This is a genomic window from Methylomonas methanica (genome assembly GCF_001644035.1).
Lineage (GTDB): Bacteria > Pseudomonadota > Gammaproteobacteria > Methylococcales > Methylomonadaceae > Methylomonas > Methylomonas methanica_A.
The window spans coordinates 19,543-43,707 of record NZ_LUUG01000070.1 but is presented as its reverse complement, the minus strand read 5'-3'; the positions used below and the strand labels follow the sequence as shown (position 1 = coordinate 43,707).

The 24,165-nt window shown below is 51.1% G+C and carries 23 protein-coding genes; 10 read left to right on the top strand and 13 right to left on the bottom strand.

The genetic code is table 11. The features are described 5' to 3' along the window. Positions 1-182: 182 nt before the first annotated feature. From A1332_RS11180 to rpoE, 8 genes are read right to left on the bottom strand one after another with little or no spacing between them, the layout of a single operon-like run. Positions 183-908 carry a hypothetical protein gene (locus A1332_RS11180; protein WP_064008568.1) on the bottom strand — a complete coding sequence of 242 codons (726 nt, stop codon included), beginning with the start codon at positions 906-908 and terminating at the stop codon, positions 183-185. Beyond that, positions 895-1,956: a hypothetical protein gene (locus tag A1332_RS11175; RefSeq protein WP_064008567.1), complete on the bottom strand. Its 1,062-nt coding sequence runs from the start codon at positions 1,954-1,956 to the stop codon at positions 895-897. The genes A1332_RS11180 and A1332_RS11175 overlap by 14 nt, the downstream gene beginning before the upstream one ends. After that, entirely contained in the window at positions 1,949-3,205 is a 1,257-nt protein-coding gene (locus A1332_RS11170) for a hypothetical protein (protein WP_064008566.1), read from the bottom strand. The genes A1332_RS11175 and A1332_RS11170 overlap by 8 nt, the downstream gene beginning before the upstream one ends. Before the next feature lie 42 nt (positions 3,206-3,247). Next, entirely contained in the window at positions 3,248-4,156 is a 909-nt protein-coding gene (cysK, locus tag A1332_RS11165; RefSeq protein ID WP_064008565.1) for a cysteine synthase A, read from the bottom strand. 13 nt (positions 4,157-4,169) lie between these two features. Further along, complete coding sequence (locus tag A1332_RS11160; protein WP_064008564.1) at positions 4,170-5,576, bottom strand: DegQ family serine endoprotease; 1,407 nt, start codon at positions 5,574-5,576, stop codon at positions 4,170-4,172. 43 nt (positions 5,577-5,619) lie between these two features. Then, on the bottom strand, positions 5,620-6,564 hold the full coding sequence (locus A1332_RS11155; RefSeq protein WP_064008563.1) for a MucB/RseB C-terminal domain-containing protein: 945 nt from the start codon (positions 6,562-6,564) through the stop codon (positions 5,620-5,622). 4 nt (positions 6,565-6,568) lie between these two features. Further along, the gene (locus A1332_RS11150; RefSeq protein WP_064008562.1) at positions 6,569-7,075 is read right to left on the bottom strand and encodes a sigma-E factor negative regulatory protein; all 507 of its coding nucleotides are present in this window, start codon (positions 7,073-7,075) and stop codon (positions 6,569-6,571) included. A 10-nt stretch (positions 7,076-7,085) separates the two neighbouring features. Continuing rightward, a complete protein-coding gene (gene rpoE, locus A1332_RS11145; protein ID WP_064008561.1) occupies positions 7,086-7,676 on the bottom strand; it encodes an RNA polymerase sigma factor RpoE in 591 nt (196 codons plus the stop codon). A gap of 127 nt (positions 7,677-7,803) precedes the next feature. Between rpoE and nadB the strand changes: the two genes are divergently transcribed. From nadB to A1332_RS11125, 4 genes are all read left to right on the top strand, one after another. Beyond that, a complete protein-coding gene (gene nadB / locus A1332_RS11140; protein ID WP_082879647.1) occupies positions 7,804-9,459 on the top strand; it encodes an L-aspartate oxidase in 1,656 nt (551 codons plus the stop codon). A gap of 248 nt (positions 9,460-9,707) precedes the next feature. Then, positions 9,708-11,429 (top strand): lysophospholipid acyltransferase family protein, encoded by a 1,722-nt coding sequence (locus A1332_RS11135; protein ID WP_064008560.1) that lies wholly within the window; start codon positions 9,708-9,710, stop codon positions 11,427-11,429. Positions 11,430-11,443: 14 nt separating this feature from the next. Next, the gene (locus A1332_RS11130; protein WP_064008629.1) at positions 11,444-12,460 is read left to right on the top strand and encodes a M14 family zinc carboxypeptidase; all 1,017 of its coding nucleotides are present in this window, start codon (positions 11,444-11,446) and stop codon (positions 12,458-12,460) included. Then, complete coding sequence (locus A1332_RS11125) at positions 12,453-13,226, top strand: alpha/beta fold hydrolase (RefSeq protein WP_064008559.1); 774 nt, start codon at positions 12,453-12,455, stop codon at positions 13,224-13,226. Before A1332_RS11130 ends, A1332_RS11125 begins: the two co-directional genes overlap by 8 nt. A 9-nt stretch (positions 13,227-13,235) precedes the next feature. On the opposite strand, the gene A1332_RS11120 is transcribed toward A1332_RS11125, so the two are convergent. Together A1332_RS11120 and A1332_RS11115 are read right to left on the bottom strand one after the other, a co-directional pair. After that, entirely contained in the window at positions 13,236-13,553 is a 318-nt protein-coding gene (locus A1332_RS11120) for an H-NS family nucleoid-associated regulatory protein (protein ID WP_064008628.1), read from the bottom strand. 62 nt (positions 13,554-13,615) lie between these two features. Beyond that, positions 13,616-14,311 (bottom strand): DUF2914 domain-containing protein, encoded by a 696-nt coding sequence (locus A1332_RS11115; RefSeq protein ID WP_064008558.1) that lies wholly within the window; start codon positions 14,309-14,311, stop codon positions 13,616-13,618. Positions 14,312-14,450: 139 nt separating this feature from the next. On the opposite strand from A1332_RS11115, the gene A1332_RS11110 reads away from it, so the two are divergent. The 3 genes from A1332_RS11110 to A1332_RS11100 are packed head-to-tail and all read left to right on the top strand — an operon-like array spanning position 14,451 to position 19,167. Beyond that, positions 14,451-17,294 carry a 2-oxoglutarate dehydrogenase E1 component gene (locus A1332_RS11110; RefSeq protein ID WP_064008557.1) on the top strand — a complete coding sequence of 948 codons (2,844 nt, stop codon included), beginning with the start codon at positions 14,451-14,453 and terminating at the stop codon, positions 17,292-17,294. Continuing rightward, positions 17,284-18,468 (top strand): 2-oxoglutarate dehydrogenase complex dihydrolipoyllysine-residue succinyltransferase, encoded by a 1,185-nt coding sequence (gene odhB / locus A1332_RS11105; RefSeq protein WP_064008556.1) that lies wholly within the window; start codon positions 17,284-17,286, stop codon positions 18,466-18,468. The genes A1332_RS11110 and odhB overlap by 11 nt, the downstream gene beginning before the upstream one ends. 60 nt (positions 18,469-18,528) lie before the next feature. After that, on the top strand, positions 18,529-19,167 hold the full coding sequence (locus A1332_RS11100) for an MBL fold metallo-hydrolase (RefSeq protein WP_064008555.1): 639 nt from the start codon (positions 18,529-18,531) through the stop codon (positions 19,165-19,167). A gap of 173 nt (positions 19,168-19,340) precedes the next feature. Here the strand turns inward: A1332_RS11100 and A1332_RS11095 are convergent, their stop codons facing one another. After that, positions 19,341-19,787 (bottom strand): Rrf2 family transcriptional regulator, encoded by a 447-nt coding sequence (locus A1332_RS11095; RefSeq protein WP_064008554.1) that lies wholly within the window; start codon positions 19,785-19,787, stop codon positions 19,341-19,343. 111 nt (positions 19,788-19,898) lie between these two features. Here A1332_RS11095 and A1332_RS11090 point away from each other — a divergent pair, with 111 nt between their 5' ends. The 3 genes from A1332_RS11090 to A1332_RS11080 are packed head-to-tail and all read left to right on the top strand — an operon-like array spanning position 19,899 to position 22,341. Continuing rightward, positions 19,899-20,237: a hypothetical protein gene (locus A1332_RS11090; RefSeq protein WP_082879646.1), complete on the top strand. Its 339-nt coding sequence runs from the start codon at positions 19,899-19,901 to the stop codon at positions 20,235-20,237. Beyond that, positions 20,230-20,835, top strand: coding sequence for a c-type cytochrome (locus tag A1332_RS11085; protein ID WP_064008553.1), 606 nt, complete (start codon positions 20,230-20,232; stop codon positions 20,833-20,835). The genes A1332_RS11090 and A1332_RS11085 overlap by 8 nt, the downstream gene beginning before the upstream one ends. Beyond that, positions 20,836-22,341: a cbb3-type cytochrome c oxidase subunit I gene (locus A1332_RS11080; RefSeq protein ID WP_197491442.1), complete on the top strand. Its 1,506-nt coding sequence runs from the start codon at positions 20,836-20,838 to the stop codon at positions 22,339-22,341. An 81-nt stretch (positions 22,342-22,422) separates the two neighbouring features. Here the strand turns inward: A1332_RS11080 and A1332_RS11075 are convergent, their stop codons facing one another. Beyond that, complete coding sequence (locus tag A1332_RS11075) at positions 22,423-22,617, bottom strand: hypothetical protein (protein ID WP_064008552.1); 195 nt, start codon at positions 22,615-22,617, stop codon at positions 22,423-22,425. 540 nt (positions 22,618-23,157) lie between these two features. Further along, positions 23,158-24,165, bottom strand: coding sequence for an HD domain-containing phosphohydrolase (locus A1332_RS11070; protein ID WP_064008551.1), 1,008 nt, complete (start codon positions 24,163-24,165; stop codon positions 23,158-23,160).

Genomic DNA, 24,165 nt, shown 5'->3' with positions numbered 1-24,165 from the left:
TCCTGATTATTATTGTTAACTTTCATCCCTAAACGTTCGGCTCGGCCAAGCAGATACTAGACTTCAAATCCAATCCCTAGCTTAGCGGCTGTGCACCCAGTCTGTAACGGGCACCAGATGTTGTCAATATTTTGCCTGCAATCAAGCATAACCGGGGGGCGGAAAACCAAATCCCATCTTTATCACGGTGGCGCCGTGCTGGGTTGAAATGGACCAAGCAGGCTACGCACCAGCGTATTGGTTTCGTCGATATCCACAGTGATCATGTGCCCTGTGTTAGTACCTAAATAGGCTTGCATGGCCGCCGCCATATACGGGAACACCAGGCGCAAGTCATTGCTGGAACCGTTGCTTTGCACGCTGGTTTTCCATAGCTGTTTGCGCTGTTGCTGTTGCAAATAGGCCTCTTTATCGCAGGCTTCCAGCACCAGATAGCGCCGGAATGTCGTATAGGATTCGGTACGTTGCGAATAGCCGCCGACGCCGAAGCCCGGATAATAGCCGTTGTAAAATCTGGACATTCGGTACGGATAGTAATACCCCATGTCGTTCCACAACGGTACCTCGTAAGTGTATTGATGCACTTCCGGGGCACCGACACCGTAACTCAGGAACATCACCAAGTTGCTGTCCTGGATACTGTTGGCCTTGCTGTAACCGCGATTAGCCAGAACTTTTTCGATATAGGTTTTAAACTCGATAAACTGCAAATCCTGTTCGTTTGCGCCGGCATTGCCCGGCAATACCACGAATCGCATATTGCTTTGCGGAGCGCTAACGGCGACTAGCGAATCGATTTCCGTGCGAAATTGCAGCGGACGCGGCGTGGTACTGCAAGCCGCCAGCAACGCGGTTAGTAGCAAAACCAAAAGCCGATAACTTACACCTATCAATTTATTGCTCTGCATGATCACTCCCTGTTTCGTTCGTTGAACCATTCTCTTGCCATAAGCTTTGCGTGCGTTGCTGCAAGCGAATATCGGCAAGCACCTTTTTATCGTGCAATTCCGCCTGATGGGTCAATTGTTCTGAGAGCTGCTGACTTTCCGCAAGCCTTTGCCTAGCCTGCTGGGCTTCCTGGGCAAGCAACTCCGCTTCCAGACGCATGGCCTTTAATTCGTTTTCATGGCGTAGCTGTTCGGCATACAAACGCTTCTCAAGTTCCAGTTGTTGACTGAGCTGATCTTGTTTGTCTTCCAGCAGGCGCCGCTGTTTTTCGGCTTCCTGAGCCTGCATCTGCAATTCCAACTCGGATACGCGGCGCAAATGTTCCAGTTGCAGGCGCTTTTCGTGTATTTCCTCCTCTTCCAACAAGCGTTGTTGCCGGGACAGCTCGCGGGTGCGCGCTTCATTCAATTCAAAAGTCTTTTTCAACACGTTCAGATAAACGCTATCCCGGCCCAGCTGCACGGTCGGAAATTCGTTGAAACTGGCCGTTAGACTGCATAGTGCTTGCGATTGAATATGCTGTTGCATCAACACTTGGTTGATAGCCAGGGCGATACGTTTTTCGATGTCGATCAGGCCGCTATGAATCCAGTTGCCATCGGCCAGCGCTTGCAGCTCAAGATTGACCACATCGTCGATAATATCGCCATACAGCTGCTTGATGTGTTGGTTAATCGTCGGTAGCATTTCGCTGTTTTTCAGCACATAAGCCAAGGTAGCCTGAAAACGCAAATCCAGCGCCAAGTCCACTGTGCAAAAATCGTCGAACATACTCAGCTGCCGCCGGTATTGCCAGCTTTCTATCGTCAGCGGGTGAATATGGTGATAGAAGCGTTTGACGAATTTTTTCGGCCGTAGATAGAGCTTTTTATACGGCCCGAGTTTGAGCTGCACCACTTGCCGGTCGGCATCGAAACCGGCAATCCACTGCTCCGTATCGGCGAGCGACTCTTCGAATAAGTCGCAGCCGGCCAGCCAGGCTTCCAATTCGGTTCCGGGGCTATTCATGGCTAACGGCGCTGGACGCGGCAACGGATTTTTGTTTAAGCGCGGCGATTTTGTCGGACATTTTTTCCGCAATCAGCGGATACAGATTCGGTGCAAACTCCACCGTTCTATCGTCCACTTTGCGCAAAAAGCCGCGACTGAGTAGTAGGCCAACCACGAACATCCGCGACCAATCGGAATAGCGCCGGGCTTTTTCCAGATCGGATTTTTCGATGACCATTTCCAGTTCGTCGTTCTCGTTGATCCGAAACTCGGTGAATTGCCGCAGGCATTCAAACACCAACTCTTCTTCCTGGATTGTTAACGGTCCCGGCGCGGTGAACTCCAAGCGATAAGACAGCAGCACCGTGAAAAAATCCACCATCGCCGCACAAGCAAACGCGAACCAGGAAAACCCACGCCACATCGCAAACGAAGGTTTAACTTCCTCGACAAACTGTTTATAGGTCATAAGCAAGGGCGCATCGGGTAAAGACAGGCCCATGCTGCTGGCCAATTGATTCACGCCAAGCTGAATATCCTGATAATTCTTTAAAAATTGTGAATAGGTGCCTTCCTTGTCGTTAGTCACGTCCAGCTGATTCAAATTGCTTTGCAGCAACCGAATATTGCTGTCCAGCGTCTGAAATGCTTGTTCCTGCTGTTGCAAGGCCTGCTTTTTTTCTTGATAAATTTGGTTGTAGTGGCGCCAGAACGGCCCTTCTCCTACCTGATTTTTATAGCCGGGCCCGATCTGATTGTGCGTGCCGAAATAGGCCTGACTGGCATCCAAGGAAGCTTTTTCCAGATCAAGTTTTTGTTGGTGCAGCATCTGGCTTTTAACTTGCAGAATACCGTCCAAATAACTTTTAGTTTGCTGCCTTAACTCGTTCAGCCGATTGATATGCAGGGTTTCCTGCTCGGATATTTCGTAAAACTTGAAATAGGAAAACGTCACCGAAGCGGTAATCGCCACCGCCAACGACGCTACCACGGTAAAGTAGCGCATGCGATTGGCTTTCCAATGAATGCCCGCCATCTCCAGGGAGCAGATCACAATGATGGATTGAATGGCGATGGTAATCACCAACGCAATCCAGGGGGTGATGAAATGCGATAAACCGTAATAGGTGGTAAAGCCGGACGACAGGCTGAGCATCAGGACGATGGGTATCGTCCAGATACGTAACATGCTGACAAAAAGGGTTTGAATGCGGTTAATAAAATAACCTAGTCCGGTGGAACGTATTTTGATGCTGGGATTTGTCATTGTTATTATTTTTGCTCCAGCAGAATGCGGGATAAAACGGCGTTAGCTCATACTTAAATAGCGCTCGCCGGTGTCGTGAATAATGGTCACCACGGTTTTACCGGCACCCATCTGTGCGGCGACGCGCACCGCCGCGCAAACACTGGCACCCGAGGAAATACCGGCCATTATGCCTTCTTCTTGGATCAGCCTTTTGCGCATCGTAAAGGCTTCTGCCGTGGTGACTAATTCAATGCCATCCAACAGATCAACCTCCAGATTCTTGGGCACAAAACCGGGCCCTATACCCTGAATTTTATGCGGCGAATGCGTGCCGCCAGAGATCAGCGGGGACTCGGCCGGCTCCACCGCAATCACTTGAAACTGCGGTTTACGGTTTTTGATCACGTCGGCAACCCCGGAAATGGTACCGCCGGTACCCACCCCGCACACAAAGGCATCAAGTTGACCATCGGTAGCAGACCAGATTTCCTGGGCAGTGGTTTGTCTGTGAACTTCCGGGTTAGCGGGATTTTCGAATTGATGGGGCATAAATGCCCCCGGCGTTTGCCTGACGATTTCCTGCGCCTTGGCAATTGCACCGGTCATACCTTCAGCACCCGGCGTCAACACGATTTCCGCACCATACAATGCCAATAATTGCCTGCGCTCGATAGACATGGTTTCCGGCATCGTCAAAATGCAGTGATAACCGCGCGCAGCGGCGATCATGGCCAAAGCAATACCGGTATTGCCGGAGGTCGGCTCGACAATAGTACCGCCGTTGCGCAAGCGCCCCGCTTTCTCGGCGGCTTGAATCATGGCCAGACCGATTCTGTCCTTGACTGAACCGCCGGGGTTTCTCGATTCCAACTTTGCCAGCACAGTCGCGGAGTTTTCCAACACAACTTTATGTAATTTCACTAAGGGCGTATTGCCGATCAATTGCGTTACATTGCTGGCGGTAGGCATTGAGTTACCTCAATTATTTCTCGATTTTAAACGCTAAAAACACCGGACTGCCGTTACGTTGTACCAAAAGTGCTATCGATTTTTCAACCGGTAATTTCGCGACGATGGAATTAAACTCGGCGGCATCGCGCACCACATTATTTTGAATGCGTAAAATAATGTCACCAGGCTGGATGCCGGCATCCATCGCAATACCTTTATTAACTTTTTGGACCAATACGCCGTTTTTTTCCACCTGCGATTGCTGGCGTTGTTCGCTGGTCAAATCAGCAACAGCCAATCCCAGTCGATTCACGGCCACTTCAGGGGCGGCGGCGGGCGCGTTTGCCAAAGAGGAAGGTTGCGCAGGCAGCAAACCGATTTTCACACTCAGATCCTGCTTATCACCTTGGCGAATGATTTTAACCTTGGCTTTTTCATCGATAGGCGTCATGCCCACTCTAGGCGGCAATTCGCCGGAAGTTTCGATTATTTGACCATTAAATTCGACAATAATATCGCCGATTTGAATACCGGCTTTTTCTGCAGGGCCGCCTGGAATAACTTTTGATACCAATGCACCGTGCGGTCTATCCATGCCAAACGACTCCGCCAACTGCCGGGTCACATCCTGGATTTGTACACCCAACCAGCCGCGCGAGACTTTACCCTTGCTCTTGATTTGTTCGACCACGTTCATCGCCACATCGATAGGAATCGCAAACGATAAACCCATGTAGCCGCCGGAACGGCTGTAGATTTGCGAGTTAATCCCTACTACCTTGCCTTGCATATTGAATAAGGGGCCGCCGGAATTGCCCGGATTGATGGCCACGTCGGTTTGGATGAAAGGCACATAGTTGCCATCCGGCAGACTGCGCCCTTTGGCACTAACGATGCCGGCGGTGACGGATTGATCAAAACCAAACGGCGTACCGATGGCCAATACCCACTCGCCCACTTGCAATTGATCGGGAACGCCGACTTCCACGACCGGCAGATCTTTCGCCTCTACCTTCAACAAGGCCACATCGGTACTTTCGTCGGAGCCGATCAATTTGGCGATCAACTCCCGGCGGTCTTTTAATTTGACGACAATCTCGGACGCATTGTTGACCACGTGGTGGTTAGTCAATACGTATCCGTCTTTGGAAATCACAAACCCTGACCCCAGGGAATTGGTTTCTCGTGGAGTATTACCACCACGCCCGGGCCCCTGGAAGAACCGTCGAAAAAACTCCTCCATTTCCGGTGGCATATCCTCCGGCATTTGCTGCTGATCGACGCCGGCCTGCGGATCGGCAGCCTTTTGGGTAGTACTGATATTGACCACAGCATCCCCGTTGGTTTTCACCATTTCAGTAAAATCAGGCAGTTGCGCATAGCTTGCATCAATCGCCACTAAAAATATCAAAACTCCATAAAACAGCTTATTAAGCATGTAATCTCCACTCATACATTTGATTTGTTACAAAAAGGACACGCTAACGTAGCGCTATGCCGTCAGCAATTAGCTCGACTGTTTTGGCGGGTACTTCGCCCAATACGGTGAATTGCGTATCGCCAATCACCTTACTGAAAGAATTGACAGAACCCAGACTATGCAAACCGTTCATACCTTGTGATTCTTTGGCTTCCAGATACACCGACACCGTAGAGAAACCGTCGCTAATCAATAGATGATCCACAGCTTTCTGAGATTGCTGGATGGAATTGCGAATAAAAAATACCGGCTCAAACCCTGCCGGCCAATTCTTCAACACGAATCTGGCATTTTCAAACGGTTCGGCTTGAGTAGCGTGGATGTGTTTGACATGAAAGCTGTTGTCGTCGACATTGCCGGCATGGGGCTCGGCTGATGAATCGGTCATTAAATCGGTGAAGACTACTTGTTCCAGGATGCTGCCGTCTAAATTGTAAACTTCTACTTTCAGCGGCAAAAAATGCTGGGTATCCACCCAGATTTTTCTCGGGTAACGCAGCGCATCGGTAGGTTCGACACTAACGATTTGCGTCGGCAACATGGCGATAGATTCCTGGCCGGACAAACCTAGTTGGTAATATTTTTCCAGGGTTGCGGTGTTCTGCGGCAAATTGACGATAAACGAGCTGTCAAGCGGATGGTGATTCACCACTTTCTGACTGGTTTCTTTAAACACGCAGGTCACTTCGTTAGATTTGCGAGTCACTTCCCGCATCGGCGAATTCAACGACGCCAAGTGCTCCTGTTCAACGCCGTTTTCGACACTGTGCCGATATTTCATCGTATCGAGCTGGCCGTTTTTCATGAAAATCACGGTACCTCGATAATTGAGGGTTTTCATCGCCCGGTTCATATTATCCAGCCATTGCCGCGCCGTAACTTGATCCTTATCGGCAACAGCGCTTTGGCAAACAACGCATAGCAAAAAAGCTTTTAAAACTCTCACGTGGTTATTCCTGCCGATAGCCCACCACCCGCGCATAGGGCTGCCCCGCTTGCACGCTATTGACATACATCGCGTTATCATGAGCTTCCAGATAATCCTTGAATCTAGCATGCATTTCCTCGGCTGATGCCTCTTTACTCTGGGCAACTATCTCGACCGTGGCGAAAGGATTATGCATTTGCTTATCCACTTTGCTACTGACCCATACGACGGCCAACGCTACCGAAGCGGCAATCGCCAGCGCCGCTTTTTGCCAATTTACCGCCGACTTTTTCCGGGGTAGGAAGTAAGTAGGTTCTTGCCGAATCTGTTCGTGGATCTTGTCTACAAAATCGCTGGTAACGTGGGAATATTCGCCACTCTTCATTACTTGGCTGGCAATTTGATAGCGTCGCAACTTGTCTTTTAGCAAGCCGTCGTTCTGCAAAGACTTTAATAGCGACAGCGCCTGCTGACTATCCAGTTCGTCGTCTATCAGTTGAGAAAGTTTTTCGTTAAGTTGTTCTTGCATCGATACACCTTTAGTCGAGCAATGGGTTTAATTTTTGGTCTATGGCTTCGCGAGCCCTAAAAATCCGCGAGCGTACCGTACCGATGGGGCAATCCATCGCTTCCGCGATCTCCTCGTAACTCATCCCTTCAAACTCCCTGAGCGTAATTGCAATCCGCATCTCTTCTGGTAACCTCTCGATAGCCGATTTAATGACCGCCACGATTTGTTCATTCATCAACAAATTTTCAGGCGTTTCTATATCTTTCAGTTGCGGCGCGTTTTCTACTTGTTCGGCGTCTTGGACATCGATCTCGTAATCAAAATGACGGCGCGAACGCGACAACAAATAGTTTTTGGCAGTGTTGATCGCTATGCGATACAACCAAGTGTAAAAGGCGCTGTCACCCCGAAAATCACCCAAGGCCCGGTAAGCCTTGATAAAGGTGTCCTGAGCCACATCCTGAGCTTCGCTCGGGTCCTTGACGTATCGGTTCACCAAGTGGACGATCTTGTGCTGGTACTTGATCACCAAAAGATCGAAGGCGGATTTATCCCCTTGCTGCACACGCCGCACCAGCTCTTGATCCAGATCTTCGGTATTCCTTTCTTGTTCGTTCACTGCGCTATTTTGATATTGAAGTGGACAGAATTAAACCTCATTAGTTCTGGCAACACAAAAAAAATTACCGCAGGATTAAAACCAGATATTATTCAAAAACGCTAAAACTATTCATCCGGCCGCAAAGTTGACCACACAGACAGCAAACCAACCCATCAATACCGCTGATTCTTATTATGACATCCTCATCGCCGGCAGCGGAGGCGCCGGCCTGAGTCTTTCGCTCCATCTTGCCGACACCTACAAGGTGGCGGTGCTCGCCAAATTCGCGTTGACCGAATGCAGCACTTACTACGCTCAAGGCGGCATTTCCGCCGTGTTCGACGAAGAATACGATTCCATCGAATCGCATATCGAAGATACCTTGATTGCCGGCGCCGGCCTGTGCGACCCGGAAATCGTCAGGTTGACCGTCGCTCAAGGCCGGCAAAGCATCGAATGGCTACGGCAACAAGGTGTGAATTTTACCGAAGAGCGTAACGCCGACGGCGCCAAACAATTGCATTTAAATCGCGAAGGCGGTCATTCACATCGCCGTATTGTGCACACCGACGACGCCACCGGCAAAGCGGTCTCGCTGTCCTTGATCGAACGCGCCCAGGCTCACCCCAACATTACCCTGCTGGAATACCACAACGTCGTCGAACTAATCACCGCCAGCAAGTTGGGGGCGAGCGAACAACGCATATGCGGTGCCTACGTGTTGGACAGCAAATCCGGCAGCATCAAATCGATAGCGGCGAAAGTGGTGGTATTGGCGACGGGCGGCGCCAACAAGGTTTATCTGTATTCAACGAATCCGCATATTTCCAGCGGCGATGGCATCGCGCTGGCCTGGCGAGCCGGCTGCCGGATCAGCAATATGGAGTTTATGCAATTTCATCCGACCTGCCTGTATCACCCGACCGCGCGTTCGTTTTTAATCAGCGAAGCGGTGCGCGGCGAAGGCGCGCATTTGATCTTGCCGGATGGCGAGCGCTTCATGCGCCGTTACGACGAACGCATGGAACTGGCGCCGCGCGACATCGTCGCCCGCGCCATCGATAGCGAGATCAAAAAACACGGTATCGAATGCGTCTATCTGGACATCAGCCACAAATCGCGAGAGTTTATCCAAAAGCACTTTCCCACCATTTATATGCAATGCCTGGAACTGGACATCGACATCAGTGAGCAACCGATTCCCGTGGTACCGGCAGCGCATTATACCTGCGGCGGCGTATTGACCGACGCCAACGCCCGCACCGACATCCCCGGTTTGTACGCAATCGGCGAAGTCGCCTGCACCGGATTGCACGGTGCTAACCGCATGGCCAGCAACTCGTTATTGGAATGCCTGGTATTCGCCGAACAAGCCAATCAGGACATTCGCCGCACATTCGCTCAATTACCGGCACCGCTGCCGCTGCCGGATTGGGACGAATCCAAAGTCGGCGACTCGGATGAGGAAGTGGTGATCGCTCACAATTGGGATGAATTACGCCGCTTCATGTGGGATTACGTCGGCATCGTTCGCACCAATAAACGCCTGGAACGCGCGATGAACCGGCTAGTCTTGTTGAAAGAAGAAATCGCCGAGTACTACGGCCAGTTCCGCATCACCAGCGACCTGCTGGAACTGCGCAATCTGGTCATCGTCGCCGAGCTGATCATCCGCTGCGCGCAACAGCGCAAGGAAAGCCGGGGCTTACATTACACCAAGGATTATCCGGATCTGGACAACAGTCAGCCGCCGCAAAACACCGTGTTGACACCGGAAAAGCCCGGCCGGAAAGCTCACTGATTGCGGTTGTTGTTTTGTAAATAGGGAACTTTCAAAAGCAAAAAAATCGGGTCGGACACCCGGCTCCGACCCGCCACCTTACCTGCGAATTGACGGCACCAGTAGCCTCCTCTTCCCATTTCTCCAATTCGTTACGCCCCGCCCAACCGTTGGTTGATCAGCTTTTTCATCAGTCCGCGGCTGACATATTTCTGACATATTCGCTCACTAGAATCCCCGCCATACTCCTTTTTCCAGGACACTGAGCGATGATCGATGCTGAACGCATACTGCAAGAAACCTATCCCGACTTTCAATTAGGTAAAGACAACAAACTGGTCGTAAAAGCTTTAAAAAAACTGATCCACGAAGACGATTTCAACGACGTTATCCGCAAAAACCAACATCTACGCGGCTTTGCCTTTCTGGACAAATTGCTGCATTACTTCAAATTCAATTATCAAGTCAGCAACGATTGCTATAACAACATTCCCTCCGAAGGCCGCTTGCTGATCGTCGCCAATCACCCTATCGGCACCCTGGATGGCTTGGCTTTGGTGAAATTGATTCGCTCCGTGCGGCCCGACGTGCGCATTGTCGCCAACCGGGTCTTGTCGCACATGGAGCCTTTGCAATCGATCTTTCTGCCGGTCGATGTGCTGTCCGATAAGAAAAAACTTAAAGACGTTTACAAAGTAATGCTGGATGCGCTCGAAAACGAAGAAGCCATCATCTTCTTCCCGGCGGGTGAGGTTTCGCGCATTACACCCAAAGGCATCCGCGACGGCGCCTGGCAATCCGGCTTTATTAAACTGGCCCGCCGCGCCCAATGCCCTATCCTGCCGATCTTTATTAAAGCCAAGAACTCGGCCTTGTTCTATAGCGCCTCGACGCTATACAAACCGCTGGGCACGATGCTGTTAGTTAAGGAGATGTTCAACAAGAAGGGTCAGGAAATCAAATTCATGGTCGGCGCGCCGGTGCCTTACCAAGTCATCGCCGACAGCGAGGAAAGCAACAAACAGCTCAGCCAACGCTTTCGTAAGCACGTGCAAAACCTTGGCAAGAAAAACAAACCCGCGCTATTCGAGACGGTCGCCACCGTGGTGCACCCTTCCGATACCAAAGCGGTGAAGAAGGCGCTGTACCAATCTCGTCTGCTTGGCGAAACCCGCGACGGCAAGAAGATCTTTTTATACCAGTTTCGGGACGATTGCCCGGTCATGCGGGAAATCGCCCGCCTGCGCGAGCTGACCTTCAGAACCGTCGAAGAAGGTACCGGCCTGGCCTTGGATTTGGACAAATTCGACATTTACTACAGCCACATCGTGCTGTGGGACGACAACGATCTGGAAATCGTCGGCGCCTATCGAGTCGGCGAAGGCCCGGCCATTATGGCCAGCCACGGCGTGGACGGTTTTTATACGCAAACCTTGTTCGATTTGCGCAGTGAATTCGAAGCTTATCTACCCTATAGCATTGAACTGGGCCGCAGCTTCGTGCAACCGCGCTACTGGGGACAACACAGCCTGGATTATCTTTGGTACGGCATCGGCGCCTATTTGCGCGAACGGCCGGACATCAAATATCTATTCGGCCCGGTCAGTATCAGCAATGCCTATCCACAGGCCGCGAAAGAACTGATTATCGGCTTTTATCAACAGCAGTTTGCCTCAGATTTACAGCACACCAAGGCAAGAACGCCATTCGTAATTTCGCAACAAGGCAAGGCATTTGCCGCAACCGAATTCAGCGCCGATTACTCAACCAGTTTTAAAGTATTGAATAGCGAACTGAAAAAACTGGGTGTGAAAGTCCCTACGCTTTATAAACAATACGTGGAATTATGCGTCGATAAAGGCTGCCATTTCGTCGCCTTCAATATCGACCCGGACTTCAACAATTGTATCGACGGCCTGATCATGGTGGAGGTCGATAAAATCGCGCCCAAGAAAAGACAACGCTACATCGAAAAATCGCTGGCCGGCTAGAGTTGCGCGAATTCATGGAAAATCGTTCATTCCCGGAGCTGGAACAGCTGGAAACGCTGATCGAGCAATTCGGCGACCGCGCCCGTTGCGAGATCGTCGAGCAAATAATGTATAAAGACAGGCAATTTCCCATTCATTGCCTCAGCCTAGGCTCAACCAGTCCGGATGTCCCGGTATTGGCCTTTTTCGGCGGCGTGCATGGTCTGGAGAAAATCGGCTCGGAAGTGATACTGGCCTACTTACAAACCATCCTGCAATTATTGGATTGGGATGAGGAATTTAACGCTCGCCTGCAACATTCACGCCTGGTATTCGTACCCATCGTCAACCCGGTTGGCGTCTATCGAGGCACCCGGTGTAACGGTCATGGCGTGGATTTGATGCGTAATTCGCCGATCGAAAGTATCGGTAATACCCGGCTATACAGCGGCCAGCGTTTCAGTGCCAAACTGCCCTGGTATCGCGGCGATGAATCGAAAATGGAAAAAGAGGCTCAGGCGCTGTGTCGGGTGGTACATAAACATTTGTTCAACGCGCCCTTGTCGATTGCTATCGATCTGCATTCAGGGTTTGGGATCCACGATAGATTGTGGTTTCCCTATGCGTCCTGCCAAACGCCGTTTCCGGGCATTGCCGAAGCATACGGCTTAAAACAGCTATTTGATCGCTGCTACCCTCATCATTTCTATAAAATCGAGCCAATGAGCCAGGAATACGTCATCAGCGGCGACTTATGGGATTATCTATATGACGACTTTATCGACCGGCACGGCAAACAGCGTGTGTTTCTACCCTTAACCCTGGAGATGGGCTCCTGGCTGTGGCTGCGCAAAAGCCCGACGCATTTGTTTCAACGTCACGGCTTGTTCCATCCCTTGCTGCCGCATCGCCAACAGCGCATTATGCGCCGGCATCTAACCTTATTCGATTTCTTGTATCGCAGCCTGCTTTACCCGCAAAAATGGGCGACGTTAAACAGTCTGCAACAAGAGAGCTATCGGCAACAGGCTATGGATTTCTGGTATGCGTAAGTCAGCCGGGCAACATTGGTTGTTACTGCGTGGTCTATGCCGAGAGGCTGCACATTGGGGAAATTTTCCGGATTTTTTGCAGCAAGCTTTTCCACAATCAACCGTCATCACTATCGATTTACCCGGCACCGGCCGGTATTACCGCGAACCCAGCCCGGACAACATTGAAGCGATAACGGAACAAGTCCGCCGCCAGGCGTTAGCCGACGGTTTAGTGGCAAAGCCTGTCACGCTACTCGCATTATCCCTCGGCGGCATGGTAGCCTGGGAATGGTTGCAGCGCTATCCGCAAGACATCGCCGCAGCCGCCCTGGTTAATACCAGCTTTGCCGGCTTAAGCCCGTTTTATCGGCGCATGCGTTGGCAAAGTTATCCGCAGTTTATTGAGTTATTACTGGAAAGGGATTTGTACAACAGGGAACTAGCGATACTTCAGCTGGTTAGTAATCGGCGGGATCATTACCCGGAAACAGCCAAAACCTGGACCGCCATACAGCAAGCTCGGCCGATCAGTCTTGCGAATTGTGTCAGACAGCTGAAAGCCGCAGCGCGATATAAGCCTGATCATAGAAAACCCGAAACGCCGTTGCTGCTATTGAACGGCCGGGGCGACCGTTTAGTCGCACCGGCTTGTTCCGACACCATTCATAACGAATGGCAAATCGACATCTTCACGCACCCGTGGGCGGGGCATGACCTATGTTTGGACGATGGAGCCTGGGTGGCAAACCGCTTGCAGGACTGGATGAACCAGCCAACGGTTTAAATCCGAAGATTACTTAATTTCAAACTCGGCTTTATTGCGACCGGACGCCAGTAATTCCTGCATCCATTTCGGCGCCAACCCACGGCCTGACCAAGTTAAAGACGCATCGTTAGGGCTACGGTATCTAGCCGCAACTTTACCGGTTTTTCTTTCGGATTTCTTCTCGCCGTCTTGAATATCGACAGTTACACCGATAGAAGCCGCCAATTCCTTAATTTGCGTAATAACTTCCTTACGTTTACTGGATTGTCTTTCTTTTAATGCTTTTTCGGCATTATCAATAACAGCCTGTAATTCGGCTTCGGATAGTTTATTAAAGTCAGTCATATTTTCCTCGTTAATCAAAAAACGCAATCAATTCTATCACCCGGCGTTTCTAAATAAAACTATTATTCGGGATTTACTGAAAAATTGACTTCGGAATATACCTTGCCTTTCTTGTCCGTCAACTGTACTTGCCATTCGCCTTTATCTTTAGCCGACAAGGTTTTACTGGACCACACCTTGGATATTTTATCTTTCATATCCAATTGTTTTTGATGCACGATTTGACCGTTACGCGACCAACGATGAAACAAAGATCTGCCCTTCATGTTTTTTATCTCGCTAAAATAAAAAACTTCCTGGGATTGGTTAGGAATAACTCTCAGCGGCGACTTAATCGGCTCGCCAGGTTCATCATCCTTGGGCTCACTATTTAAAGACGCTCTGATAACCTTACGATCCAATATAATCGCCGCCGGCTTTTTAACAGTGTCGATTTTTTTAACACTTTCAGAGTGGGCTGATTCCTTAGGCACTATCGCCGGCACTGGCTTTTCTATTACCGTAGGCTCTTGCCGTTCAACAATTTCAGCATCCGGGGTATTAAATTGTTGAACTTTTTCCGTGGTATCGATCTGAGTATCACTATCTTCGTCAGCGCCGCCAAACCATGAAAATAATACTATTAGTATCAAAACTAAGGCCAGAACCGCAACCAGTATCCTACGAATATGCCAAACCGTTACCGTTTGCGGCTCCGTGTTTATGCCTGAGTGTTTCTTATCATAATTAATTTTGATAACTACTTTATTATCAGCCATGTTTTTTCCCGATATTGAATCAACCAAATGAAACTGGAATCACTTGATGCACTAGCCCGTTACAACACATTGTCCTTGGTAATATAACATTTTAGTTCTAACATAATCGGTTCAACTTGCCGAAAACCTGGATGTTTGCATGAGTAGCCTGCTTAAACAATTCGAAGAGTCCTCCTCATTGTACGGAGGCAACGCCCATTTCATCGAGTACTTGTACGAACAGTACTTGAGCAATCCGGAATCCATCAGCCCAAGCTGGCGACAGCGCTTCGACCACATTCGTAGCGGCGCCACCGAAGATACGCCGCATAGCGTGATTGTGGAGCGCTTTGAAAAGCTGGCGATTGCAGAACCGGGCAGGCTGGCCAGAATGCAAGGTTTTACCGAGCAAAGCGTCAAGAAACAATCGGCGGTAGCCCGCTTGATCAATCATTACCGGGTCAAAGGCCATCAGATAGCCTCTAACAACCCGCTTGGTCAATCGCAAAGCGTCCCCGCCGACTTGGAACCTATATATTATGGTTTGACGGATGCGGACATGAGCACGCTGTTCGACACCGGCGGCCTGTGCGGTGTCGACCGCTTGCCCTTAAAAGCGATTATTCAAACGCTTAACGAGATTTACTGCGGCAGCATCGGCAGCGAATACATGCACATCGTCGATGACGAAAAGAAGCGTTGGATCAAGGATAAGCTGGAAGGCGCGAAACCGGATTTCAGCAGCCATCCGGAAAAACGCCAATGGCTGTTAAAGTTATTAATTGCCGCCGAAGGCCTGGAGCGGTTCCTGCATCGTAAATATGTCGGCCAAAAACGCTTTTCGCTGGAAGGTGGCGAGTCCCTTATTCCGGTGCTCGACGAATTGATCCAGCGCGCCGGCGAACACAAAGGCAAGGAAATCGTGATCGGCATGGCCCATCGCGGCCGTTTGAACGTACTCATTAATATACTGGGCAAAAGTCCGGCGGTATTGTTCGGCGAGTTCGAGGGCACCCACACCTCCTCGCCAGGCGTACTTACCGGCGACGTCAAATACCATCAAGGCTTTTCCTCCAATATCGCCACACCGGGCGGCCCGATTCATTTGACGCTGGCTTTTAACCCCTCGCATCTGGAAATCATCAACCCGGTGGTGGAAGGCTCGGTAAAAGCCCGCCAAGATAGGCACGGTCCGGATGGTTTCGATGCGATCCTGCCGATCTTGATTCACGGTGACGCCGCTTTTGCCGGCCAAGGCATTGTCATGGAAACCTTGAACATGTCGGAAACGCGCGCCTTCTCCACCGGCGGCACCGTGCATATTGTCATCAACAACCAAATCGGCTTTACGACCAGCAACCCGTTCGACGCTCGTTCCACGCTGTATTGCACCGACGTGGCCAACATGATTCAGGCGCCGGTATTTCACGTCAACGGCGACGATCCGGAAGCGGTGATTTTCGTTACGCAACTGGCGCTGGATTACCGTAACACCTTTCATAAAGATGTGGTAATCGACTTGATTTGCTATCGCCGCCACGGCCACAACGAAGCGGACGAACCGGCCGCTACCCAGCCGATGATGTACAAATCCATCCGCGATCACCAAACCCCACCGCAAATCTATGCGCAGAAATTAATTGCGGAAGGCGTGGTCACGGAAGACATGGTGCAGAAAATGGAGCAGGACTACCAACAACTGCTCAACGAAGGCCAACCGGTTTCGCGGCCGATTATCGAAAACAACATCTATTCCTATTCGGCGCGCTGGGTACCGTATCAAAACAAACATTGGGACACGCCCGCCGACACCTCGATAAGCCTAGAGCATCTCCAATTCTGCAACCAACGCCTGCAAAGCTTGCCTGAAGGTTTTGAGTTGCACCCTAGAGTGGCCAAGGTAATGGAAGACCGCAATAAAATGGCGGCCGGCGAAATCCCGATGGATTGGGGCTTCGCGGAAAATTTGGCTTATGCGACGCTGCTACTGGAAAAATACAATATGCGCTTGACCGGCCAGGACATCGGCCGCGGCACTTTCTCGCATCGCCACGCTATTTTGCTGAATCAGGCCAACGGCGAAAACTACATCCCGCTCAAACACCTAAGTGAAGACCAGGGCCGCGCGCAAATCTTCAACTCGCTGCTCTCGGAAGCCGGCGTCTTGGGTTTTGAATACGGTTACAGCTCCACCGAACCGAATAAACTGGTGATATGGGAAGCGCAATTCGGCGATTTCGCCAACGGCGCGCAAGTGGTAATCGACCAGTTCATTTCCTCCGGCGAAACCAAATGGGGCAAGCTCAGCGGCTTGGTGATGCTGCTGCCGCACGGTTTTGAAGGTCAAGGCCCCGAACATTCTTCGGCTCGCCTGGAGCGCTATTTACAGTTATGCGCCGACCACAACATTCAAGTCTGCGTCCCCACTACACCGGCGCAAATTTTTCATCTATTGCGCCGGCAAATGTTGCGCCAATATCGTAAGCCGCTTATCGTAATGAGCCCAAAAAGCCTGCTACGACACAAGCTGGCGGTATCGACGCTGAGCGATTTGACCCATGGCGAATTTTTAAACGTGATAGGCGAACAGGACGATATCGATCCTTACCATGTCACCCGCATAGTGTTGTGCGCCGGCAAGGTATATTTCGATCTATTGGAAGCTCGCCGCCTGGATCAGGAACAACTGCGCCATGTCGCTATTATTCGTATTGAGCAGCTCTATCCTTTTCCCAACGAACAATTCAAACGCGAAATCGACAAATATCCGAATATCGAACATATTGTCTGGTGTCAGGAAGAACCGAAAAACCAAGGCGCCTGGTACCAAAGCAAGCACCATTTTTTCGATTTGCTAGACAAGAATATTCCGATCAGCTATGCCGGCAGGGTCGCCTCGGCGTCACCGGCGGTCGGCAATTACAAAACCCATCTCAATGAACAACGCGCCGTGGTAAACGCCGCACTCTATGGCAGCAACGAAGGAAATACACATGAGCTTTGAAATTCTGGTCCCCAGCCTTCCCGAATCCGTATCCGATGCCACCTTAGTCGCATGGCACAAACAGGCCGGCGAATGGGTTAACGAAGGCGACAATCTGGCCGATCTCGAAACCGACAAAGTCATCCTGGAAGTACCGGCACCCAAATCCGGGACGCTGGTGGAACTGGTGGTTCAAGACGGCGAAACCGTGGTTGGCGGTCAACTACTAGCCAAACTGGACGCCCAGCAAGCCAAACCGGCTCAGGTAGCCGAAAAAACCGAAGAAGCCGTCCTTAGCCCTTCTGTCCGCAAACTGGTCGCCGAAAAAGACCTTGATCCGCAAGCCATCGCCGGCTCCGGCAAACATGGTCGGATTCTGAAAACCGATGTGTTGGATTTCTTGAACGAGCAAGCGAAAGACCCCGCGCCTGCTCCGACACCAGCACCGGTAACGGAAACCCACTCGCCGTTATCGGCCACAGCCGTCGCCAGCCTGCGCCCGGAACAGCGGGTGCCGATGACTCGCTTGCGCGCCAAAGTTGCGGAACGTTTGCTGCAAGCCCAGCAAAACGCGGCGATGCTGACCACCTTTAACGAAGTTAATTTAAGTGCCGTCATCGATCTGCGCAATCACTACAAAGATCGTTTCGAAACCAAACACAGCATCAAGCTGGGTTTCATGTCCTTCTTCGTGAAGGCGTCCATTGAAGGCTTAAAACGCTTTCCGGCGATTAACGCATCCATTGACGGCAGCGATATTATCTACCATGGTTATTACGACATCGGCATCGCAGTAACCACGCCACGCGGCTTGATCGTGCCAATTTTGCGCGATGCTGATCAGCTGGATTTTGCCGGCATCGAAAAAGGTATTCACGATTTCGGCAACAAAGCCCGCAACGGCTCGATCAGCGTCGAAGACCTCAGCGGCGGTACCTTTACCATCACCAACGGCGGCATCTTCGGCTCCATGCTCTCCACGCCGATTTTGAATCCGCCACAATGCGCGATTTTAGGCATGCATGCTATCAAGGACAGACCGGTAGTGGAAAACGGCGAAATCGTCATCCGGCCTATCATGTACCTGGCCTTGTCCTACGACCATCGTTTGGTGGACGGCAAGGAAGCCGTGCAATTTTTGGGCATCATCAAGGAATGTTTGGAAGCACCGGCGCACTTACTGTTGAACATCTAAATACACCAAACCACAGCTCCCGCGTAAGCGGGAGCCAAGCAAACCAGCTATTTACCGAGCATGCGCTACACCATAATCCCCGTCACCGCCTATCAACAAAATTGCACCTTGCTGGTCTGCGAACAAACCAATAAAGCCGCCTTGGTCGATCCGGGCGGCGATCTCGATGTATTGCTGAAGGACGTTAAAAAACAAGGCGTAGAGTTGGAATCGATTCTGGTCACCCACGGCCATCTCGATCATGTCGGCGGCGTCGCCGAGCTGGCTGAAAAACTCTCGTTACCGATCATCGGCCCGCATCTGGAAGACGATTTCTGGATACAGGCTTTGGCGGAACAATGCCGAATGTTCGGTTTTCCTGAATCGAAAAGCTTTACGCCGCAGCGCTGGCTGAACGACGGCGACACGGTAAAGGTTGGCAACGAAGTGTTACAGGTGATTCACTGCCCCGGCCATACGCCCGGCCACGTGGTGTTTTTTAGCGAAGAACAGCGTTTGGCCTTGGTTGGCGATGTGTTGTTCAAAGGCTCGATAGGTCGTACCGATTTCCCCAAGGGCGACTATCAAACCTTGATCGACTCAATTCAGTTAAAACTCTGGCCCTTGGGCGAGGATGTGAAATTCATCCCCGGCCACGGTCCGATGTCTACTTTTGGCGCGGAAATGCGCAGCAATCCATACGTTGGGGCCTACCGCTAACCGAGCAAAACCAGCCCAAGGCTAGGTTGAAATGGAGGAACTAGCATTCCGGGTAATAGCCTTTTATTGACAACGGTAGAATGGGTAGAGCCAAACGAAACCCATCAAATATCCTAAAACTGATGCTATGGGTTTCGCCTATCGCTTCTACCCATCCTACTCATTGCAATGCCTTAGCCCTGTTTTGGCAGTACTGCGTCCAAGCCACCCGACAGGGGGCCGGGCACCAAATCGCTCAAAACCGCCTTATCCAAAGTCTGTAAAAACTGTTCTACAGCGCTGCCTAACAATCCTATCAACCCGCAACCACTCTCCAGAGCGCAACGGCCCTGTTTTTTAGGATTAAAGCATTCGGCCATCTGAAAGTGCCCCTCCACTTCCCGCACCACATTGCCGACACTGATCTCCCGCGCCGGCCGGGATAAGCGAATGCCGCCGCCCTTGCCGCGCACAGTTTGCACAAAACCTTTTACGCCTAGTTTGTGTACCACCTTGACCAAGTGGTTTCTGGAAATGCCGAAAAATTCGGCCAATTCCGTAATGGTTACCCGTTTTTCGGTGTTGATAGCCAGATAAATCAGTACGCGCAGCGCGTAATCGGTGTGTGCAGTCAATTGCATGTCGGTGAGTTCAGTTAAAGCCGTATTTGAAATAAATGTTAATGACGCTTACACTTGCCAAAAAGTTGCATTTTAAACGCATGTTATAAAACTTTCCGGCGGTAAAATTTAATGTTGATCGAACCCGTTGCCCTGTCCGATTTTTTCCTGAGCTTTTTCAGTGCGGCATTGATCATCTTGCTGGCTACCGTGTATGCCGCGTTGTACGCCTGGTCCAAGATCAGCGGCCGCCGCGCGTTCGGGGTTGCCGCCTGGTTAATCTACGCCGGGTTGCTGATTTGCGTCGGCGTATTCAGCTACGTCAATCATTTTAACGATTATTGGCTGCTGCTGTCGTTGTTAATGGTACTCGGCTACGGCTGGATGCCACGGCTGATCTGGAAGCTGTGCGCCGCGACGCACGACGAAGACACTCATCACTCTCATCAATCTGGAGGTCATCATGACTGAGCAAATCCCGCCCCGCTGGGCGTCGGAAACATTCTGGAAAAAAACCGCGATCTGGGTCACCGGCGGTTCTTTTGTGCTTTTAGTAATTTTAAGCTTCGATTCGATGAAACAAATCAGCGCTGGCGGCCCGCGCGTGCCGGCTTATAGCGTGATTAACAAAGACGTCAGCTACCGCTTCGACAAGGCCAAACAGCGCTATCAACCGACCATAGGCGATGACGCACCCTTGTTCGGCAAAACCTTAAGCGAAGAAGAAGCGGAAAAACTGGTCGATCACGGCAAAAAGACCGTACAAGCCAAAAACTGCATGAATTGCCATACCTTGCTCGGCAACGGCGCCTATTACGCACCGGATTTGACCAAAGCCTGGCTGGATCAGGGCTGGGGCGCTAAGGAATCGCGCGAACAGATGATGGTGAATTTCCTGCTCGATCCGGAAAAAAATGCCCGCACTTACGGCTCCAACCGCAAGATGCCCAATCTGGACATCACGCCGCCGGAAGCAGAAGCCATCGTCGCCTTCCTGAAATGGATGTCGTCTATCGACACCAACGGCTTCCCGCATAATTTTATCGCACTCGGCGAAGAGGACAAATAAATGACGCTACAAGCCTATCAAGAAAAAACGGCCGCCTGCTGGGCCGGTTGCAAACAAACTCATGCCGAGTTCATGGCCAATCCGAATTTAAGCGGCGGACAAAAACTGGCGGTGCATTATTTTACCGTCGCCATGGTGTTGTTTATGGCGCAATTGCTATTTGGTTTACTGGCCGGATTGCAGTTCATCTTCCCGAGCTTTTTGTACGAAATCCTGGATTTCAACGTCAACCGCATGGTGCACATCAACGCGATGGTGGTGTGGCTGCTGTACGGCTTTCTCGGCTCGGTGTACTGGTTTCTGGAAGACGAAAGCGGCGTCGAGATCGTTGGCCTGAAATGGGGCCAACTGGCGTTTTGGGTGCTGACTGGCGCTGTCACCATCGTGGTCTTGGTTTATTTGCTGATTCAAATCGGCAGCGGCACCGACACCTCGCTGTGGTTGATTAACGAAGGCCGCGAATACATCGAAGCGCCGCGCTGGGCCGACATCGGCATCGTCGTGGTAATGCTGACCTTCTTTTACAACGTGGCGGCCACCTTTTCTAAAGGTAAATGGTCGGGAATCGCCGGGGTGTTAACCCTGGATTTGGTAGCCTTGGCCGGCTTGTATCTGGCCGGCATGTTTTACGTCACCAACATTTCCGTCGATCAATACTGGTGGTGGTGGGTGATCCATTTGTGGGTGGAAGCCACCTGGGAAGTGCTGGTGGGTTGCATCATGGCCTGGAGCTTGATGAAATTGCTGGGCGTGCGCCGCAAAGTCGTGCAAACCTGGCTGTACATCGAAGTGGCGTTGATGTTCGGTTCCGGCATTTTAGGCTTGGGCCATCACTATTTCTGGATCGGTACGCCGGAATATTGGTTCACCATCGGCGGCTTCTTCTCGGCTTTGGAACCAATTCCGCTGGTCGCAATGGTGGTGCATTCGATTTACGATGCCGGCGCGCATAAATTTAAAAACAGCAACCACCCGGCCCTGGCCTGGATCATCGCCCACGCCTTTGGTAACTTTCTCGGCGCCGGCGTTTGGGGCTTTATGCATACGCTGCCGCAAATCAATCTGTATACCCACGGCACGCAATGGTCGGCTTCGCATGGTCATTTAGCTTTCTTCGGCGCTTATGCCACCATCAACATCGCCTTCTTTTATCTGGCCGCACAGCAAGCGCGCGGTAACGTCTGGATGGGCGGCGGGCTTGCCAACGGCTGGCGCTGGAAAACCGCTGCTGTCCTCTTGAACTTGGGCGTAATGGGCATGACGGTGGCTTTATTGATCGCCGGCTACGAGCAATCGTTTATCGAACGCGCGGTGGAAGGTTCGACCTGGGCCGGCTATTTCGCTGCGCAAAATCACCCCTGGTTCATGCAGGCGATGATCTGGCGCATGGTATTCGGTTTGATGACTGCGGTAGGCGGCGGTTTGCTATTCTGGGATTTACTGGAAATCGGCAAGGGCGAACAACGGCCGGCGGCAGTGATCGATAGCGAAGCCGTTAACCCGTAACGCAGTGACGGGTGGATTGCCGGCCGGCAATCCACCCGTCAAAGACTATTCAAATTGCAATAACGCGTTTCATCGACAAAATCACACCGGCGAACACTGCGGACATGCGGTAGGCTTGGTGAATCGCTCGCTGGCTTTCTTCGCCGCGCTTACCACATTGCTGATCGATCCCAGGTAGTAAATCGCATCCTTGGCCGGCAGCGCCGAGCAAGTCGATTTGTGAACCAGATGCTCGCCGGTTTCCTGGGCACTTATCTCAATAAAAAATTCAGCCATGGTCTAATCCTCTTGAAATTTGTTATGCGGACGTTCGATTGACACTTAAGACTAACCACTTTACCGAGCGGCTGTCGGCCATCGAACATTCGAGCTTGAGCAATGTTATGAAGACTACAGGAAATGCTTAAATTCCCGGCCGTTTCAAGGCTCGGTTAGCTACCCAGCAAGAGCTGTACCAAAAGACAGGAGAAACCGGGAACTGAAGAAGGATTAAAAATTGCGGCCCCACAAATCGCATTCCTATCTGATACCGCTAACTATTCCGCTCAAAAACAACCGCGAATTTCGTTCGCGCCACGGCCGCACATTCCGATAGGATTACGCTGGTTGAATGACTACTTTTGGGATTAGTGGATTGGCGCTATCGCCCGAAAGGAGACGCTTGATCCAGTTTTTCAAATGGCAATTTTTTATGCTGAACAGCCATTCGTTGAACACAGTTTTTATTTGTTCAATCGAAGCAGGCTACTTGAGAAAAAGTCATTGAGATCAGCCTATCACTGATGTCTTTACCCTTAATCGCAATAGCAGTGAAACCTAGAAAAGGTTTCCTTCCAACGTAAGTTCGCGGGTATCCCATTCCGTTTTAATATCTAGAATTTTTGGCAGAATATCCATGAACGCCTGGACTAAGCGACTATCGAGATGTGTTCCGGCATTTTCCTTGAGGAAATCCAGTGTCTTATCCAAAGGCCACGCCTCTTTATAGGGACGTTTCATGGAAAGGGCGTCAAATACATCAGCAACCGCCACAACCCGCGCGGACTCAGGAATCTCCTGCGCCGACAAGCCATACGGATATCCACTGCCATCGCATTTTTCATGGTGGTATAACGCAATTTCACCGGCAAGCTGAAATAACGGTGCCTCGCTTTGTTTAAGGATGCCATGCCCTATGGTTGTGTGGGTCTTCATGATCCGCCATTCTTCCGCATCCAGCTTGCCCGGCTTTTTCAATACAGCATCTGGGATGCCGATTTTGCCGGTATCGTGCATGGGCGCAGCCAGTTCCAACAGGTTGCAGCGCTCCTCGTTCCAGCCTATCGTTTCGGCTAGAGAACGGCTGTATGCCGCCATGCGCCAGATATGGGCGCCAGTGTCGGTATCGTTGTAATGACCGGCTTTGCCGAGCATATGGATCGCATCGTGATAACTTTTTTCCAGTTTATCGGTCCGCACCAGCGACAGGTGAGTTTGCACCCTGGCTTGTACGATAGGTACTGAAATGGGTTTGGTAATGTAATCCACCGCGCCGACGTCGAACCCGGCTTTTTCGTCGATTTCTTGCCTCATCCCAGTGACGAAGATGATCGGAATATCCTGCCTCTCACGATTACTTTTGAGTCGGCGACACACTTCGTATCCATCCATGTCAGGCATCTGCACATCCAGTAAGATCAATGCCGGATTGTGTTTTTCCACGGCCAATAGGGTTTCCTGACCGCTACGGGCAAAGGCAAGGGAATGACGCCCTTTTAACGCCATGCGCAGGATGCCAAGGTTGTAGGGTTCATCATCGACACATAAAATCGGACCGTTTGACAT